This is a genomic window from Prevotella sp. tf2-5 (assembly GCF_900115435.1).
Lineage (GTDB): Bacteria > Bacteroidota > Bacteroidia > Bacteroidales > Bacteroidaceae > Prevotella.
This window is the reverse complement of record NZ_FOWK01000001.1, coordinates 471344-493256: the sequence shown is the minus strand read 5'-3', so window position 1 is coordinate 493256 and position 21913 is coordinate 471344. Positions and strand designations below refer to the sequence as shown.

At 45.7% G+C, this 21913-nt stretch carries 3 protein-coding genes; all 3 read left to right on the top strand.

Going from position 1 to position 21913, the window contains the following annotated elements; all coding sequences use genetic code 11:
• Positions 1-25: 25 nt before the first annotated feature.
• The 3 genes from BM257_RS01820 to BM257_RS01810 all read left to right on the top strand — a co-directional run bounded on the left by BM257_RS01820 (position 26) and on the right by BM257_RS01810 (position 21747).
• Positions 26-12100, top strand: coding sequence for a hypothetical protein (locus BM257_RS01820; protein ID WP_143096709.1), 12075 nt, complete (start codon positions 26-28; stop codon positions 12098-12100).
• A 776-nt stretch (positions 12101-12876) separates the two neighbouring features.
• On the top strand, positions 12877-15153 hold the full coding sequence (locus tag BM257_RS01815) for an MBG domain-containing protein (RefSeq protein WP_255405435.1): 2277 nt from the start codon (positions 12877-12879) through the stop codon (positions 15151-15153).
• Between the two features lie 6 nt (positions 15154-15159).
• Entirely contained in the window at positions 15160-21747 is a 6588-nt protein-coding gene (locus tag BM257_RS01810; protein ID WP_143096708.1) for a M26 family metallopeptidase, read from the top strand.
• The last annotated feature ends 166 nt before the right edge of the window (positions 21748-21913 follow it).

Sequence of the window (21913 nt, the reverse complement as noted above, 5' to 3'; positions counted from 1 at the left end):
ATTATATATAATAAGGTATAAGACATTGAGACTGAAAGATACGATAATAAGCTTGTTGGTGTTGCTGTTGACAGTGGTCAGCGGTCAATGGTCAACTGTCAATGCACAGATAAAGATTGGCGGTAACGTCTATGGTGGCGGTAATGCCGGCGACACAGGTGGTAGTACCACAGTTACCGTGCGTGAAGGTAATTTCACAGGTAACGTCTATGGTGGTGCTCGTATGGCGAATATTGCAGGTTCAGCCTTCGTTAATATCGATGGCGAGAATACGCCTTCTACTTCCTATATATTAATTAATAATGTATATGGTGGTAATGATATCGCTGGAACGATTGGTAATATCAGGACTGTTTCAGGAGAGTCAGCTCCATTGCCCACTACCTTGACAAAGGTTGGAACAACAGCGGGACAGAATAACATTGACAATACATGGAATGCCTTCGTACGCGTCAGTTCAGTAAAAAGCGAGACGACGGGTGAAGCTCCTAATCAAACCACAACTACAACCAACCATAAGGTGTATATAGGTAATCTCTATGGCGGTAGTAACGGTGACTATACGGTTAAGAATAAAACTGTCAGTGAATCTCATAAGTGGGAAATATGGACAAAAGATGCTACTCCTGTTAAGGTCTATGAGAATGATGACCAACCGCAATTGCCAGAGCTTGGCAAGACCTATCTTGAAATTGTCGGAGGCTCTATCGTCTATGTCTTCGGTGGCGGTAACAACGCTACCGTGACAAATAAGACGGTGATCTGTACGGATAACCCCAGTGAGGTGGTGAACCATATCAAGGTTGACAAAACCACAGGTACTCTTATGGCTGATGATGCAACAGGAGACAACGTAGAAGAGTTGTTGTCCGACGACCGTATCACAGAGATGGGCTTCAACCCCTATCTGAGTTATGCCACCAGCGCATCCTACCAGATGGGTAGTATGTTTGGCGGAAACAATAAGGTGGCGATGGCCATCCGTCCTACATGGAACCTGATCAAAGGCAAGATCCGTAACCTATATAGCGGTGGTAATGCAGGTAACATGACCCATGATAATGGTCTTCTGTTGGCTGTTACCAGCAATGATATGGAGATTGACAACGTCTATGGCGGATGCCGTAAGGCAGATGTCAATCCGGATAATAATCGTATTACTGCGGAAACAATCAAAGTTGACGGTGTGGATGTGTCCTTCCCAGCTGATTATGCTGCTCGTGTCTATATTACAGGTGGTAACATCAATAATGTCTATGGCGGTAACGATATCTCCGGTAATGTCTATGGCGGTAATGCCGTAGGTATCCACAGCAGTATCAACCAGAATGTGTATGGTGGTGGTAATGGCTCGTATGCCTATACCGACAATCCGAACTTGGCTGGTACAGTGGAATGGGGCGACTATTACTATGAAGTTGGTACAGGAGAATCTTCTGTTGAAAAGCTCAATGATGTCCGTCCCAATGCAGAGTCGGTGTCTATCCGTATCAGTGGTGGATCAGCAACAAAACCTGTTGTCATCGGTGGTGCCATCTATTGCGGCGGAAACAGTGCCACACTGGAGAGCGGAAGCAGTAATGCAGCGGCACAGTTGAAGGTTGGCTCCTATGTCTATGCCGACAACGTGTTCTTGGGTAATAACGGTGAGAACATGGTGAAAGAAAGCATTCTACAGACGTATGCTGGAAATGTGACCGTTGGAGGAACTGTATACGACTTCAGTCAGATTGATCTGACCGATGCCACTCAGATGGAAACCTATATGGATGGTGCTGCTATGGGTATCCGTCCTCAGCTGGTGTTCGATAAAAATGCTACAGAAGATGCAAAGCCTGAAGGCGAAAGGGACTACACGATAACCTATAAGCCATACTCTACCTATTTCGGTTCACTTTTCGTAGGAGGAAACGTGGGTAGTCTGAAGATTCCGAATGAAAGTGACAAGAAACTCATCGTCGACTTCGACGATAAGATTGTAATATATAATAAGGTAGTGGGCGGCTGTAACAATGCCTATATCAACAGCGGGACCTATAATGCTGCCTATCAGGGTGGTGTACTCTTGCCTGCGGACACCCATGGCGACAAGTTGGAGCTGAACTTCAGCGGTTTGAAGATTCAACCGAAGCGCTGGAAGATTGAGCGTAATACTGACTACACTCCGAAATTGACAGATGGTAAGCCTACCTATATTTTTGATACAAACAATAACCGCCAGTTGGAGTGGAACACTGTTGACAGCCGTTATTACGATGCTGATACAAAGTCGTTCAAGGAAGTAGACAATGTTGCTCCAGGCGTTATTGGAGGAGAAGGCGTGGACGCCAGCGAAAACGACCTCTACCGTCGTCTTGCCGGAGGTAACATCTACGGAGGCTGCTACAGCAGTGGTATCGTCAACGGTAACGTCATCATTAATATCAATGCATCTATTGTCGACCGCGACATCGTCTTCGATGATGTGGCTTTCGACGACAAGACGGGTGAGGAGAAACTCTATGGCAACACCTATAAGATTACAGAAAGGAAGACTGGTGTCATCCTTGGTCAACAGGGTATGGACGTACTGGGTCGTGCGCTGAATGTATTCGGCGGTGGTAAGGGTGTTGAGACAGAGATATGGGGTAGTACTACGATAAACCTTAACAGTGGCTATGTATTCCAGATCTTCGGTGGTAGTGAAGAAGGTGCCATTGGTAAGCGCAAGACTACAACGACGAACAATGTGACCACCGATGACAAGGATACTTATGGCAGATATGTCTATGAGTATAATGGCGACTACAGCACCTATGTCAATCTTGCAGGTGCCAGCAACAAACCCGGTGTGCCTAAGTCGGCTGATCCAAAGAACTCTGACGGTACTCCGAAGGTCGACGAGGCCTTGGCAGAGTGTGAGTTCATCTATGGCGGTGGCTTTGAAGGTCCTATCGCCGGCGACACACATGTCAATCTGGACAACGGACGTATCTTCAATAGCTTTGCAGGTTCTTGTAATGCCGACATCATGGGAAATACCGAGACATATATTGGTGCCAATGGTTTCCCATACGTCCGCGACTATGTCTATGGCGGTAATGACCTGGGTGGAAAGATCTTAGGTAGTAAAGACTTTAAGAGTCGTGTGCGTACTACCGCCAATGGTGGATATGACGCCATCGGCAAGGTGCATAATACGGAAATGTTGACGGCTTCGGCCTATATCGAGTATATAAAGGGACGCGCGGAGAAAATCTACGGAGGCTGCTATGGTGTGTACGACTATACCAGTGAGTTGTATGATGCCTATTTCCATACAAAGAAAACAGGCAGTGAGGGTACTACTGCAGCAAATATGGGTACGGCCCGTACTGACAAGGGCTACTCCAAACCATGGATGGATAATGCCTTCATCAACTTCCGTCCTTCGGCAAGTAACAGTATCTATACCTATATCGGTCAGATCTATGGCGCAGGACAGGGATACTTCACCGAGAAGGAAGAGAACCTGTTGCAGAACCGCAGCTACATCCTTATCGACATCCCCGATGAAATGGAGTATTATCAAACCACTCAGGTCTTTGGTGGTGGTGAGTGCGGTGGTGTCGGCATGGGTGTTGACAAGACAATAGCCAATGCTGCAGCTACGGCTCATAAGGCATCGGCCATCATCGATCTGGCGCGTGGACAACTCAATGCTGTCTATGGCGGCAGTTATAAGGAGGGTATCACCCGTCGTACAGTGATTAACGTACCTGCCGGTTCTACCTTCCACGGTAATAAGATCTTTGGTGGAGCCTATGGTTACATAGAAGAGGTAGAAACAAAGGACAATCAGAACAATACCGTCATCAATAAGGTTCCTCGTATCGACGTGGCATGCGACGTGTACGAGGCAATCGTCAACTTTAACAGTGACAAGGCAACTATCGACGGTGCCATCTATGGCGGTAATAACGCCTGTCGCCGTACGCTCTATGGTAAAGTAAATATCAATGCTCCAGTGAAGGGTGGTACGCACTGGACGGGACTGGTAAATGTCTATGGTGCCGGTTATGGTGAGAACACGTGGTCGCAATATACGGAAGTCAACCTGAATAATGGTGCACGGGTTCAGGAGGTTTATGGCGGTGGTGAGAACGGACTGGTCATCAATAAGGAGTCGGTTTCAGCATGGAAGACGTCGTTAGGACAAGATGCCAATGGAAAAGACAAACTATTTACTGGTTTGGAGAGCTATACCGACATTGGATTTGGCGATAATGAGACCCCAGCTCCGGTAAGCAGCAACCGTCTGTGGGAGGTTGACAACACTCGTCCGAAGTATTATAACACCAACGTTCATATCAACAGAGGAGCGACTGTGACCCGCTACAGCTATGGTGGTGGTTTAGGTCATGGCCATCTGGCACATAGTGGTAATGTGTATGGTACAACCTATATCGACCTGTTGGGTGGCATCGTCGACTTCGACCTCTATGCCGCAGGAACATCAGGATCTGTGAAAGACTCGTTGGCTGTTGGTACTGCTGAGAATAAATTTGTTGCCAGCTCAACTGCCTATATCGAGGGTGGCAAGGCACGTAACGTCTATGGCGGTGGTTGGGCCGGTTCTGTAGGTCATCACATGGGTGGTCTTGCGGATTCTTACACCAATGATATTCCTGGTGAGACACATGTCATCATCGGAAAAACTGCAGGAACGAGTTTCTTAGACGGTATTCCCGCTATTGAGCGTAACGCCTATGGTGGCGGTGAGGGTGGTGCTGTATGGGGTACGACCAATATAACGCTGCTTAACGGCTTCATAGGTTATCGTCATTTCGATACTGTTCCCACAGGTAATTTCAATACCATAAAGGTTGGAGACGACTACTATCAGGAGAAGATTGATGACGAGACTCGACAAGACGGTCGTCTGGGAACTCTCTATGATAGTGGATGTATCTTTGGTGGCGGATATATCGATAACAGTAGTGTGGATATCTCTAACGTCACGATGTATGGTGGTCATGTGCGTAACTCCCTCTTCGGCGGTGGTGAGATTGCTGCCATAGGTCGTGGGGTCATCCATGAGGAAACAGATGCCAACGGTAAGGCAAAGCGCACACTGCAGGGTCTTTATAAGGCAGGTAGCACCAATGTCACGTTGTTCGACGGTCATGTACACCGTAATGTATTTGGTGGTGGTCGTGGTTACAACAACCTAGGTGGTGGCGGTACGCTGTTCTCAGATGGTTATGTGTTTGGAAAGACACTGGTGAACATCCACGGAGGTATAGTAGGTACTTCTGAAGGTGTCTCTGAGATGAATGGTAGCAATGGTAACGTCTTTGGCGGTGGTGATATCGGCTATGTATATGGTGCCAGTGAAGAAGACGGAAACTTCTATGTTGGCATAAAAGACGGAGAACGTTATGACGATAATTATGAGGGCTATTATTACAAGTTTAAGCTAAACGCTGGGCAGTCGTATAATGGAGAGTCTGCTACTGCCGTAGAAAATAAAGGTCAGTGGGTAATGGACGGCACCGAGTACATCCTCACCGAGGACTGTAAGGTACTTGTTGAGCCTCGTTGTAAGGTATTGACTGCTTTTGGCGAATATAAAGTCGGTGACTATGTACCCATTTCTTACTTAAACACTCTCGGCAACAAGAACGATGCCGCTTGGAATAACTTAGACAAGAAGGGCATCATCATCTACAATGCCGTATTTGCCGGTGGTAATACTACCAAGGGTTCTGCCAATGAAGCCGCCTTCGCTAACAGTACCTCGGTATTCGGTAATGCCACGGCTTCTATCTATGATGTTTATAACCTCGACCTCATCACACTGGGTTCCGGTCGTATCGGTGGCTTGTACGGAGACGGTAACCTGACCTTCGTGGACGGCTATCGTGGTCTGAACATCACCAACTACGGAACAGACTATTATACTATCCAACAGAATCCACAAATTGATATAGCCGATTATAGGTCTGATAAATACACAGATCGAGAGCGTGCCTACTATCAGTTGACTTACATCTGTGTGCAGGATTGTGAAGACGATGAGGGTACGGCATACTTTGCGGAAAGCACTGACCATCCAAAAGCTTCGACGCTGACGGGTGATGATATTCTGACACTGTTCAAGAATAAACCAAATATCGTCTATGAAAATGGTAACATCAACGCAGACTATTGGAAGGAGAATGGTGTATGTACCATCTATGCCGGACGACCTATGAACACAATCCAGCGTGCAGACTTCTGTGGTGTGTTTGGAAGCCGTATGGTGATGCAGGGTGCACAGGACCGTGTGCCTGAGGTTATCGACTACACGAAATATACCATCAACCGTGTGCGGGAGGTGTCGTTGAACAAGAAGAAATGCAGACAGACAGATCCAGAAACTACAGAAGACTACCATGGCAACTACTTCGGTATCTATAGCGTTGTGAACTATCTCGGTGCGCTGACCAGCGATGTAGACTTTAAGACGGCAGTGCGTAAGACCGACAATAGTGACGATTCCTATAAGCAGACAGTGGATGATAAGGCATATGGAGTGGCTACTTATGAAGACTGGAAGAAGGCTAACATCGGTAACCGCAAGCGTAACAATGGTATCAGCCATAACAAGGTAGCGCTGGCATCAGGTGTCTATCTGGAATTGACCACAGAGCGTGGCACAGGAGACGAGTTAAACGAGAAAGACTGGGGTCTGATAACTGGTGTCGTAGAACTCGACTTGATCAATGTACAGACGGGTATCGGCGGTGGCTTCGTTTATGCGAAGAACGAGCATGGTGTACGAAAAGCTACTGGCAAGACTCATGTCACGCTGACAGAGCTGAACCGTGGTGCCGTGACCAGTGATGACTTTGAGTACAAAACGCTGACGACCTCAGAAGATAAAAAGACAGAATGGCAGTCGTCTGGTAACTTCGTACACGGTGAGCAGACCATTATCGACGATTGTTACAATATCAGTGGAAAGTACAAGGGGGCTGATGCCGTACCTGCCCACTACTGGTATATCCAGGGTCAGGTTTATGTTTACGACCAGCATATCTCCGTTTATACCGGTGTTCCTAATGCCTATAGTGAGACGGTGGACATCCCGTTGACCATTACGGCTGCCTCACACGGAACGATGAAACTTCTCGACGTACGCTCCAATAAGTATGCGTACTATAGTTCTAATGGTGTTGATAGACTGAAAGATGGTCAGAAACTCAACATCAACGACGTCACCTATCAGTTGAACGACTCTATCAGCTACTGGGATTGGTATAAACTGTCGAAGGCAGAGCAGCGACTGTTCGTTGACGAGACATACGTTGTTGTAGACGACTGTTGGATTGGCGAGAAGGAGTATAAAGAAGGATATGTACTGCTTCCCACAGAATACAATGAGTTAAAGAGTAAAACGGTCATCCAGAAACGTAAGAATGACAATGGTGTTGTAGAGGATGTAGAAGTACCTTTCACCAAGATGTTCCGTTCGTCCAATAATATGAGTCATGAGACGGGTTATATCCTAACTTATAAGGTAAATAACCCCACGGAGTGGAACACATGGTACACTCCGAAGAGTGGTGACTACACGTCTAAGAACCAGACGGGAGGTAACGACTATGAGAACGGACCGACCTATCGCCTTACCAGTGGTGCAGGCCAATTGCTTGGACAACGAGCATATAAGATAAGCGATGTCATCGCTCAGGAAGTCTATGATACCTACCAGACAGTGAAGAATAACCATAGCAGTGATATCCCCTCAGAAGGACAGGCTATATTTGAATCTGCCTATATAGTTACAGAACAGATAGATATAAGTGGTACAACTACTCACCTGTATCCTGGTGCTGTGCTGCCAAAGACAGAAGCTGATAAATATACAGGTAAGGTGAAAGACGCCTATGTCTGCGGAAAGACTATCCAACTGAGTAGTACGGAGTTTATCTATGTTAACAGTAAGATGACCCTCGACGAGAAGAACAACTACCTTAACAGGGTCAATACTGATATTACGGCTATTGCTGGAAAGGTTATCAGTAACATGAACGAGTTGACTGATGAGGAGATCAACGCCCTGACATACGACCAGAAGAAGGAACTGCGTACGTTGCTGCAGACAAAGCGGGATATCGCCAACCAGATTACACCGGCTTACTACTGTACCAAAGCCGGTCTTTATGGCGGCGACTACTATGTAGGTAACAAGAACTACCGTGGTTTAATTGCCTGGAGTTCGATGTCGCCCGAAGACCGCAAGAAGTTCACCTTCAACTACGATGCCCTCGACCTGCTTATAGACTCTAAGTACGGTAAGCGTGAAAACGGTACGCAGCAACCTGAGGGTGTAAAATATCAGTACGACAGTGAAGCCGCAAACTTGGCGGGAGCACAGGCTAACCCTGCCGGCTACTCCTTGGAGCAGCGTGTGGATTACGAGGCAACGTATAATGGTAGTGAAACGGCAACTTATAATGGCGTGACATTGAAGAACGGTGAGACTTATAGACGTGTTGAATACGAGTCTCTGCCTAACGAACAGCGTCATTATGCACCTATCAATGTGACAGACACAAAAAATGATATCTACGTCGTCAAGAAGTCTGTCACTATTGATAACAAACTCTATGCTGTCGGTGCTACCATTGATAAGACAACCTTTGACAAGTTGAGTACAGCCGATCAGAACGACAGAATAAGTACGCTTCGTTTCACTACGGCAGGTACTTATTATTACTGTCGTGAAGTATATACCATCGGTGAAAATGGAGCCCAAACGCCAGTAAGTAGTGCCTCTGGTGTATCGGGTGGAACAGGCGGTAATTATGCTAATACCGAGGTGCCTGTAGGTGTGGTCATCGATGATGAGATTTACGGTAAACTTGTTAACAAACAGGTAAACTTCACTATCCACGGTATCGCACCGACGGAGACATCTACGCTTTATGTCAGTCGTGACTCAGACATCGACGACTTATCGAAAGGTAAGGTTATCACAGTCATCTATGAGTATAACTACGAAGAAAGCGATGAGTCAGGACTGCATATCACTCCTGTCACAGAGCGCCATGTGGTAAACATCCATATTACGTTCAAGAGCGGTAGTCCTACTGTACCCGATATTGATGAGTTGCCGGTGGTTATCCCTGGTGATATGCTGGGTCTGCGTGAACCGGATGTCATCCCTGGTGCTACGGAGGTAACTGGTGGCGGCTGGGAGTTGTTTGAGAGTATGTCGGATGCAGAGAGTCATACCAACGGTATTCCTTACACACCAAACACCGATCCGCTCTATTGGTATCAGGACGGCTACCGTCTGGCCTACTACGCTTTGTCGTACATCGGTGGTAAGACGTACTCGAACCATGTACAGGTGAAGGTGGCTAACTACCACGACCTGAAGAAGGTGATAGAGGATAAGGAGCACCACTACTATGTGGATATTCCTGACTTGGAGCGTCTGAAGCGTAACCCGAAGATTTATATCAATGATGCTGCAAATGGTGCCAGTCAGTTGAAGAGCCTCTTCGACCTGAGTGTGCTGAATAATCCTACGCTGGATAGCAAGGGTCTTATTTCTGGTGGAACCTTCGCGGGTCATGCTCCGTTGGCTGAACAGGTGAAGAATTGCGATAACCTCGACTTCATTCTGCGTACGAACATCAACCATACAGTCGGGTGGACATCAATCGCCAATAACGAAGGTGAGTGCTTCGAAGGTACGCTGCATGGCGACGGTCACTACATCAGTGGACTCTCGCAGTCACTGTTTAACCATCTCTGTGGTAGCGTCTTTAACCTTGGAGTGACAGGAACATTCACAGGTGCAGGTATTGCTGAGACGGGTAGCGGTTATGTGGAGAATTGTTGGATAAAGAGTACTGCAACAGCTGACCGCACGTCGCAACCAGTGTTTGGTACACCAACCGGCCTGACAACGGACCGTCCTTACCGCATCGTGAACTGCTACTATCAGGAGAACAACGATGCTACTTATAAGTACACGAACCACCCAAGTACGAGTACCTATGGCATACCGACTCGCAAGGCCGAACACGCCTTCTACAATGGTGAGGTAACTTACGACCTGAACGGCTTCTATCTTTATAAGCGTTATACTGACAAGCATCAAGGGTCAAATGAACCGTATAAGTATTATACTGTCAACGAAGACAACACACTGTCTGCTCCGAAGGACATCAAGTATGGTGATAATCCAAACTATTGCTATGCAGGCTATGTGGAGAATCGTTATGCTGACGGTGACTTCCGCTATGAGGCAGGTATGATACCAGAGACCAAGGAGGATCGACAGCTCGTCGACGAAGACGGTGCGTCACACTTCTATCCTATCTGGCCCGATGACTATCTATACTTCGGACAGATGCTGACCTATCGTTGGAATGAGTCTCGTCCACATGAGGATGTACCGTCGCCTATCGTGAAGAACAGCGGACGACTGCTTGACAATGACTTGAATAACCGCGTATACCGCGCACCGGCTTACTTCGGTAATAGTACGATGTCGGTTGTCCACTTCAACCCGGTTGTCAATCTTGTGGCTTACTCAAAGCCGCTGAATGCTACAGACACCAACTTAAAGGAAGCTTATCCGGGTATGACAGCCATAGACTTCGCCGGACATACAGAGGGTCATAGTAGTGATGCTTATAAGTTGGGACTTAACGGTACATGGTTCTATCAACCGTTGCTCGACGATGACGGACTACTTGGCATTTCCAATCGTGACGAGACGCCAAACTTGCTGGCTTATGCTCCAGCGGCATACTTGGAGAGTGGTTATGCTAATAGTAAGACGTACGACGTACTGAACAGCTACTTTAAGGAGCCTGACTATAATAACTATTATCAGGATGGCAACTACCGCTGTGTAACCGATGCGACGAAACCTTCGTCACCAGATATCTTGGGCATGTCGGGTGTTCATGGACATCTGGTACAGAGCAACATGCAGGCAACCACTGACCATCTGCTCGTTGATAAGCAAGACTTCAACGCGCCATTCGGTTATCAGTTCGATACTATGCACCGTATGTGGTACCAGCGCACTCCAGAAAACTTCGTCGACACGTCGAAAGGCTGGGATGTGGTCAGTCTGCCATTCTCTGCAGAACTTGTTACCACGCAACAGAAGGGTGAAATCACACACTTCTACAGTGAGAGTCACTCAGAGGATGGAACAACGAAAGTTGGTCATGAATACTGGCTCCGTTATTATAAGAGCGGACAGCCTGAAGGTACTGTCTTCAAGGGAGTGTTCAACTATCCGGATGCCATAACTAATGGCGATGCGAAGACGGTGAATAATACGTTCCTTTGGGATTATTTCTATAAGGCTGAAGCCGGACATAACCAACAGGATAAGCATACGGATACATACCAGACGTATTATAGTGAACCGCGTACGTTGTCACATTATCCTTTGTTGGCAGCAGGTACTCCATACATTATCGGCTTCCCAGGTACGACCTATTATGAGTTTGACCTCAGTGGAGAATGGAGGGCTCAGAATACGTACGGTGCTGCACCTGCAAAACTGGATAAACAGGTGATTACCTTTGCTTCGGCAACTGGTGCTACCATCGCTATCAGTGATGATGAGCAGGGTGTAACGCAAAATGATTATACCTTCAAGACTAACTATCTGAATCAGACGCTGACTGCAGACTATCTGATGAACGACGACGGCAACGCCTTTAAGAAGGTACCTGATGGACAAACGGGTAATGCCATCGCCTTCCGTCCGTACTTTGTCGGTCCGACACAGTCTCCGTCACCCTCCCGCAGGGCAGTCCAGCAGATTATCTTCGACAGCGATAACTCGTCATTCGCTTTCGGTGGTGATAAGGATCCGTCTGAGGAGGAAATCGGAGAGGGTGACCTGCTCTTCACTATCCGTAAGCATGAGATTGCAGTCACCTCATCCCTCAACCATGAGGCTGATGTGCGTATCGTCAATGTCGGTGGTGTTGCCATTGCTAACTTCACCATCCAGCCAGGCGAGACCATCGAGCGTCATATTCCTGTCGCTGGTGTCTACATCGTCCGTGCCGATGGTGGACGAATCCAGAAGAAACTCGCACTCAAATAACCCTAATGAATCAAGATATGAGTAATAAGATAATAACATATTCAAATGCGTCTCAAAAAGTCTCCCAACGGGCGGGACGCATTGTTCCCTTGCTCCTTCTCTTCTTGATGCTAGTATTTGGGGATGTGAATGTGTGGGGACAGACTACGGATTATTCTGGGACATACTATATTGCAAGCAAAGGATATAATTCAAGCCAAACTTCTAGCAACTATTATCTATGTCCCACAGAAGGATGGGCATTCTTTGTATCAGATGAAACAAACCCTAGCACCGTCCAAGGAAACGACAATGGGAAGCCATTTCTTACCACATATCTATGCAGAAATGGTATTTATGATGCTACCAAGGCTGTATGGACGATAGAAAAGGACTCTAATTCAAATTACTATTATATCAGGCAAACAAAAACTGGTAAGTATATTGTGTCCAATAGGACAATTTGTAACAATCCTGATCGTGCACGTATTCATCTTGAGTCAATTAGTAATCCTAATGATTTAAACGACAAGGCTCTATTTGATATATATCTTTACAATGATCATTTGGTTTTTAAATCGATAAGTATTAATGAGTATAAATCTGATGTTCCATCTGGATCTACTCATTCTGGTACGCATGATGATCACAAATGGTTAACAGTCAATCAGGGAAATAAGCCTAATTTAGATGGCACTAATGCCAAGACAGATGGCCCTAGTGGTTTCAACAATACAGGAGGTATTATTGGTATTTTTACGGAAGGTGATGGCAATGGAGAATTTCATCTCGAAGAAATCATCCCTCGACCAGTAATCAGTTATAATTCTGCTAATAATCAAATAGAATTAACCCATTCAGGAGAGGATGTAACTATCTATTATACCCTTGATGGCACAAATCCAACAACAACAAATTATGCAGGAACAGGAAGTGGGATTACAAATGTGGCAAGTTCGGTCACTGTTAAGGCGGTAGCGGTAGTATCACTAGAAGGATTGTCTTATCCTATTATATCTCCTATCGCAGAGATACGAGTGATTCCTAATCCAACGTTATCTTTGACCTCTTCCCCTGTCGTTTATAACGGCTCTGAACAAACGCCTACGTTCAATGTTATAGATGGTGAAACCGTCATTCCAGAAAGTGAGTACACAATAACTGGCTATAGCAATAACACCAATGCTGGTGAGGCGACTGTTACCATAACGGATAGTGATGGTGGTAACTATATTGTATATGGTTCACCCACATTCACCATCAATCCCAAACCTTTGACCATCACTGCAAAGCCGCAATCAATTACTTATGGCGATGCGCCAGTGAATGATGGTGTGACTTACGGCGAATTTGCTGCAGGCGAAGATGAGAATGGTCTCACGGGGACACTTGCTTACACATACAACTACGAGCAATATGGCGATGCGGGTGAATATACTATTACACCTGGTGGTTTGAGTAATAGCAACTACGATATTACTTTTGTCCCAGGGACGTTGATAGTCAATAAAAAGGAAGTAGGGCTAACTTGGGGAGAGACGACATCTTTTACCTATAATGGTTTGGAGCAGGCTCCTGCCGCAACGGCTACAAGTCTGTTGAATGGTGATGTAATCGATGTGATGGTTACAGGTGCAACCAATGTAGGTGACCATACGGCAACGGCTTCAGGTCTTACTGGCACGAAGGCTGGTAACTATAAACTGCCAGAGGTAAAAACTCAGGAGTTTACCATCACCAAGGCTCCTTTAACCATCACCGCCAGTAACCATACCATTACCTATGGCGATGTTCCTGCTAACGATGGCGTAGGGTATAGTGGTTTTGTCAATGATGAATCTTCGAGTGTGCTTGGTGGCTCACTTAGTTATGCCTACAACTATACTCAATATGGTAATGTGGGAGAATATACCATTACGCCTAGTGGTTTGACCAGTGATAACTATTATATTACTTTTACCCCAGGTGTTTTGACAGTCACCCCCAAGACGATAGGTGTTGACTGGACAGAAACGGAATTATCATATAATGGTAGTGAACAGGCTCCTACGGCAACAGCTACTGGATTGGTGAATAATGATGAGGTTGGTGTAACAGTGACAGGTGCCCAGACGAATGTAGGTACAGATTACATTGCGACGGCTTCTGCTCTTACAGGAGAGAAGAAAGATAATTATCAGTTGCCAGAAGGACTCACAACCACCTTCACCATCACTCCAAAGAGTATTGGTGACGGTAACAAAGCTGCAGATGATATCATCATAGAATTATCACCTGAAGGAGAATTAAGTGTTGTAAAACAGGGTGAAAAGATACTGGTGGAGAATACTGACTATACTCAGGAAACGGAAGTGGATGGTGATGACAAGATTATAACGATAACAGGCATGGGTAATTATACAGGTTCTGTTAAGGCATTATTCGCTAATCCTGTTTTCACTGATCCTGATGGCACAGGCTCAGAAAAAGCTGCCGCAGTTTATACGGCATCACGTGACTTGTCTGCACCTGCAGGCATCGAACCGTATATTGTGCGAAAGGTCAATCCTTCTATTGGCACTCTGGTAATCAGTAAACTGGATTATATCCCAGAGGACGTTCCTGTCCTTTTGTTGTCAAATGCAGAATCTGAGGGGTTTGTCGCCTCTCCTAAGGATCCGTCAATCCCAGAAGTGACAGTTCAAACTAAAAACAGCAATCAGTTGAAAGTCTCTCATGGTGGTGAGACTGTAGAAGCCGCACAGATATATATGTTCTACAAAGGTGAGTTTGTACTGACAAAGGCTGGTACCTTGGGAGAAGGTAAATACTTCCTCTACAACCCTAACTTTAAAGTAACTTCATCAGAAGATGAGGAAAAGGATGAGCCAGGAGATAATCCAGCAAGCTCACGTGGCGTTCTACGAATAGTCTTCGAAGACGAGACCACGGGAATTGATGATTTGAAGAATGAAAAAACAGAAGAATGGAAGTTGACAGGCTGGTATTCTCTGGATGGTCGTCGTTTGAGTGGTAAACCAACTAAAGGTGGAATCTATATCCATAAAGGACAAAAGATATACATAAAAAGGTAATAAGATATGAAACATACGATAAGATTCATCATTCTACTCTTTTCACTCGTTATGACGGGTGTAAGCGATGTCTGGGCTGACATCACAGAGAACGATATTATCATCAATGTGTTGCCGAATAAAGCCGCAGGAACAGTGAGTGTAACCAATATTTCTGGTATGACAGTTACCATCACTGCTACTCCTGCTACGGGCTATACGATTGATGCAGCTCATATTTTGGTCGAGAAAATGGTGGATCCTATGGCTGCGTCTCGTCGTGCACCAGGTATGGCTCCGGGGCTTGAAGTGACTCCGGGAGAAGGAAACACATACTCTTTCACTATCCCAGAAGGCTTTTCGGGTGCTTATGTCACAGCAACCTTCTACCAGCAAAGAGCTTCTGAAGGCTATACTGCCATCACTTCCTTAAGCGATATTACTGATTTGAATGGGAAATATGAACTTACAGCAGATATAGTCGTGCCATCTAACTTTACCAGTAAAGGTGAGTTTACTGGAACACTGGATGGTAATTTCCATAAGATATACAATCTTGGTGAACCGATTTTCAAATCTACCAACGGCAGTGCTATCGTTCGTAATATCATCTTTGAGGATATCAGCATAGATGTGAATGGTGATCATGTTGGCGGTGGTGATGCAGGTGCTGTCACATGTCATGCTCAGGGAAGTTCACGTATCTATAATTGTGGCATCCTACCTACTTCAGTTGAGCGTGATGATAAAGGAAATATCACCGGCTTTTATGGAAGCAGTGTGGGAGGCTCTCGTAATGTTGGTGGTCTTGTAGGTCTTCTTGATGGCACAGCCCGCGTTATCAACTGCTATAGCTATGCTAACATCACTGGAGGTACTAATGTTGCAGGTATAGTGGGTAACAACAATTATGCCTCAAAAATGAGTGATGTTAGAACCATGGTTGTGAACTGTATGTTCTATGGTGAGATAACAGGAAACACTATTAAACCAGTTTATGGTGGAAAGACCCTCTCTAACAAGGGAGCAACAGGAATTAATAACTATAACTATTTCCGTGGCAGTGCTGCGTTCAATACCGAGACAACTTTTAGTTCTTCTGATGCCTACTACTGTTCTTGGCCTGCCTCTGAGGAATATTTGACTCGTTTTGAATACTATCGTAGCATACTGAATAGTAATCGCCAACTCTGCACTTGGTGGGTGAATGGTACCAATGGTACGACACCGACAGACGAAGACGTGAATAATGTTGGTATTGCCAAGTGGGTACTTGATCCAAATATTGCGCCTTATCCTATTCTGAAGAAATGGGGTAAGTATCCATCTGTTATTAATCAAGATAAGGAATACACCTATAATCCTGATACTAAGCAAAAAGTAAGTAGAGCATCTGCGCCTGCATATCAAGGAAAAAAACTCGGCACCCTGAGCGTTACAGTAAATGCAGGTAGTGGACATCAAGGTTCTGGTAGTACATCAAAAGGTATAGATTGTATCGTGCTGGACATGGACACCTTGAACTATGATTATGGATATGCCAAGATACAATTACCTTATTATAATGAGGTGTTTGGTAATCCAGAAGCAGCAGACCATGCTAACCGCTATGCAGGCAACTACACTGATAAGGCTGTGACAGGATGGAAGGTAACGAATGTTTTAGGCGGAACATCTGGAACATTTAATAAGGCATGGGAAGACGGTTATAACTTTGCTGACCGTAACTGTACAAGTAAAGACTTATATGAGACAAGTGGTCGTGTCTTTGCTCAGGGTGGTTACTATTATGTTCCAGAAGGAGTCACTGCCATCACAATTGAGGCTTATTGGGCTAATAAAGTAGTATATCTGCATAACAACGAACACAGTTTGGATCGTGTCAATGTGGCAAGTGGAGGAGATGGAGGAACAGCTCCAGTTACTGGAACTTCATTTAGTCCTGCAGGCACGTTACCCGAAACTTTCCAAGGGCAAACTGTTTATACAACTCTGCAAGATGCAATCGGTCAATTGACTGCCAGTGCATCACTGACAGTTTATGACCAGGCTATCGTTTTGGTGGGCAACGTTCAGGTAAAGAATCTTAATGCGAGTGTTGGACACACTGGTGGAGCTGGTAACAACAAACCCTTCACCATTATGAGTATAGATCAGGACATAGACAACGAGCCTGACTATTGTCTTGAGTTCCAATTCAGAAAAGACACCTCACGTCCTACCATTCATCCTGTACGTTTTGATTTCTTGCCTATACCCGAATTGGGCTTAGCGATAAAAACTGATTCAAAAGCTTATGCTATCGGTGTGATGGTGCCATTGGGTCATTTTGAGATTACCGAGACAGCATTTATGCACACTACTCAGTTTGAGTATGATGGTGCTAATAGAAATGCAGAAGGCCCCATGATTCTTAACGGAGGACAATTTGAGCAAATAGTAATTCGCTATGGTACAAAGAATCATACGAATTATTTTCTTATGGGAGGGCATTTCCGTATGGGGCGTTTTACTCCAGGCTATCACGCAACGCCAGATGATAAAGGTACGGTTCGTCATTGTGCTGTAAATGCCATAGGTGGTGACTTCCCAGAATTCTACCTCTCTGGTATTTATAATCCTGACAAACCAGTAAATGCAGATAATCCTCATTGTTATATCAATGGCGGCCGATTTGGGACTGTCGCAGGAGCGGGTTACGAACAGGTTAATGGTAATGTTACCTTCCAAATAGACCATGCTATAATAGACGAATTCTATGGAGGTGGCATGAATTCCGCAAAACCCGTTACTGGTAGTATTGATGTAACCATCAACAATAGTATTGTTTATGACAAATATTGTGGTGGTCCAATGGTGGGCGAGATGACCAAAACAGAAGGCGTCAGAAAGACTGTTACCACGAATGCAACAAATACTATCTTTGGTCAATACTTTGGTGGAGGAAATGGTGGTACCAGTTATTATCGTGAACAAGCGTATGATACTGATACTTCATGGCCTAGTGATTGGAAAAGTAGTAATTTTAAGTTTAACACATTCAATCCGCTTAACACAGCAAGCATTAGCAAGAAGTATGATGCAGCCAAGGGCTATCATGATATGTTTGAATATGAAGTGTTCAATCAGTCGAATGGCGTTAATGAAAATGTAGTGGCTCGATCATTTATAAGGCATGCACAATTTGGTACTACCATAACAGGTAGCGTGACTAATAATCTGACTAATTGCACAATAGACAAAAATTTCTATGGTGGAGGAAATTTGGGAACTGTTGATGGCAATGTGATCTCTACACTGAACAACACTGTCATAGGAGGAAGTGCTTTTGGTGCTGGCTACTCCGCTGCAATACCACAATTCCGCAGACATGACAGAGATAAAGTTCATGTTCCTGCACGAAATAAGTCTGGTCAGATCGTTGAGCAGGGCTATTTGGAATATTACCAAGATGGAGGAAAAGATGTATATTATCGTTGGACTAATGACACCAATAATGGTACGGCTACTACAGATGCTCCTACGTATTACAGTGAAGCCGACGGAGAATGGAAGTGTTATACTCCTATATCATTGGAAGGACTCGGTGCGGTATCAGGTAATGTAACTCTCACGATTGACGGTGAAACTACTACTGTAGGCGAGAGTGTCTATGGCGGTGGTGAGGAATCTGGTGTAGCTGGCAATACCGAAGTGAACATCACCAGCGGAACTATCGGTACCGAAGGCCAGGGTGGTGTTGAGTATGGCAACGTCTATGGCGGTGGCAAAGGTAAGGTTGGTGACAAGGTGGCAGGCTACGTTAAGGGTAATACGACGGTTAACATCAGTCAGGCATCAGCAGAAAAACCTACAATCATCTACCATAATGTCTATGGCGGCGGTGCATACGGATCGGTAGGTGACTTCACCTATGATTCAACAACAGGTATGCCTACGGCTTGTGCTGAAAACACTGGTAGTTGCATCGTCAATATTCAAAGTGGCACCTTCGGTTGGAATGGTAAGGAGAATGGTATGGTGTTCGGTTCATCACGAGGTGACGTAGCCACTCCAGAGGGCGACCCTGCTGTTGACCCTAACGACCGCATGGCATGGGTATATAGCACAAATGTTGCGATTGGTACTCAAAGTGAAACACCATCCTTGACGACTCCGAAGATTGCAGGTTCTGTATATGGAAGTGGTGAGAACGGACATACTTTCCAAAATACAGAGGTGACAATCCATAGTGGTACTATCGGTATTGCAGAAGGTGAGACTATTACCGATAATAATGGTACTCCGGATGATATATCTGATGATAAAACCTATTCAGGTGCCGCTTATCCGTATCGTGGCAACGTCTATGGTGGTGGATGTGGTACGGATATGTATTGGATTGATGCCAACGGTAATGGTGAGAAAGACGATGGCGAAAAGCACTATAATCCTATCGCAGGTATTGTACGAGGTAATGCAACGGTAACCATCGATGGCGGCCATGTGGTGCGTAATGTCTATGGTGCCGGTGCTATGGGCTCGGTAGGTAACGAAGCTGAAGCGGAAAGTGCATCCACCTCTGGTAAGACCATTGTGACCATCAAGGGTAAAGCCCAGATTGGTGTTGACGGCGATGACAATGGTAATGTTTATGGTGCAGCCCGTGGTGACCTGAATGTTCAAGCAGAAAATTATGCTAACGTTAGAGAAACAGAGCTGGAAATCAATGACAATGCCGATATCAAGGGCAGTGCCTTTGGCGGTGGTGAGGCAGGTATCGTATGGGAGAGTGTCGCTGTCAATATGAAAGGCGGATCTGTGGCAAATGATGTCTATGGCGGTGGCGCCTTGGCGAATACACAGATTGCTTATACTATTCCTGCCAATGCAGAAAAGAACTTCACCACCAATGTCAACCTGACGGGGGGCACCATCGGTCATAATGTCTATGGCGGCGGCTTGGGAAGAATGGCTGACGAAACAAAAGGCGTGACTGCCGTAGAGGCAAAGGTTTATGGTAAAGTAGTGGTGGCATTGAATGGTACCAAGACTGTTGAGACCGTCGAAGAACAAGAAGTCACTTCCTATAAAGATAACTGTGTCGTCAAGGGTAGCATTTTCGGTTGTAACAACCAGAATGGTAGTCCACAGGATGCGGTAACGGTACATATCTATAAGACTACAGGCTGGGAAGGTCATGCAGGAACAGCCTCGGACAAGAAGACAAGCACGACAGCCGCAGACCACTCCTACCATCTTGCCGCTGTCTATGGAGGTGGTAACCTGGCTGCTTATGAGCCTGAAGGTGGCAAGAACACCACTAAGTCAACCAAGGTCATCATCGATGGTTGTGATTTGACTAGTATCCGACAGGTTTATGGCGGTGGTAACGCCGCTTCAGTACCTGCTACAGATGTTCTTGTCAACGGCACCTATGAGATAGAAGAGGTGTTCGGTGGTGGTAATGGTAAGGATGCGATTACCATCAACGGTGTGACTAAAGCGAACCCTGGTGCCAACGTGGGTTATAAGAACTATACTCTTTATGATGAATCAGGAAATACTTATGATGACCCTGCTTATGACACGAAAGAAGAACGAACAGCATCAACCAGTGATATCACCTATGGCACCGGCCAGGCTTCCATCAATGTCTTTGGCGGTACGATACACCGTGTCTTCGGTGGTTCTAACACCAAGGGTAATGTGCGTCAGACTGCTGTCACCCTGCTGGACGACAACAGTGGTTGTGAGTTCTGCGTGGATGAGGCCTACGGAGGTGGTAAGAGTGCTCCGATGGATGCTGAGGCGAAACTGCTGATGGCATGTATCCCAGGACTACAGGCTGCCTACGGTGGTGCTGAGGCTGCCGCTATCAAGGGTAACGTCACTTTGAATATCACCAATGGCACCTTCGACCGTGTGTTTGGCGGCAATAACCTCAGTGGTACAATCGACGGTTCCATCACCGTGAACATCCAGGAGGTGGGTTGTCGTCCTATCATCATCGGTGAGCTCTATGGCGGTGGCAACCAGGCTGGCTATTCTGTATATGGCTATAATGCTGACGGCACACCAAGTGAATCTGGCACTAAGCTCTATGACGATCCTCAGGTCAACGTCACGTCGTTTACCAGCATCGGTAAAGTCTTTGGTGGCGGTTATGGTAGCGGTGCTACGATGGTAGGCTGTCCTACTGTGAATGTCAATGAGGTCTATGGCAAATACTATAACGACGACAAGTCTATTGTCGGAGAGGGTGCAAAAACTCCTGGCGACTATCCTATCCCATCTCATGAAAAGGGTAAGATAGGATCTATCCACAGTGTGTTTGGTGGTGGTAACGCTGCCAAGGTTATGGGCGATACACATGTCAATATTGGTACTGCCGTAGGTGATGATATCTACATGGCTGTATCTGTTGCAACAGGTACCGACTTGACAGGCGGAGGCTACTACACCAAGAGCGAAGAAACCTACACTGAGGTAACATCTGGCACAGCCAAAGCGGACACGACCTACTACAAGAAATACACAGTCCTCGGTGTTGATATCCGTGATAATGTCTATGGTGGTGGTAATGCCGCCGAAGTGACGGGAAATACGAACGTAACGATAGGAAAGAAGAAGTAAGAGGGTTTGATGGATGATGTAAGAAGTAAGAAGGGCACTCTCCCATTTTGGGAGGGTGCTTTTTGATATCATTCATAAGTTTAAATAATGTTAAAGGAAAGAGGCTTTGTGTTAAATTATTTGTATAGATGTTGAGTTTTATCTACATTTGCACCTGGTTTGGCGA

Bases quoted from the DNA above. Each gene is read 5' to 3' on its own strand.
- BM257_RS01810 (WP_143096708.1), top strand. From the start codon at position 15,160: ATGAAACATACGATAAGATTCATCATTCTACTCTTTTCACTCGTTATG.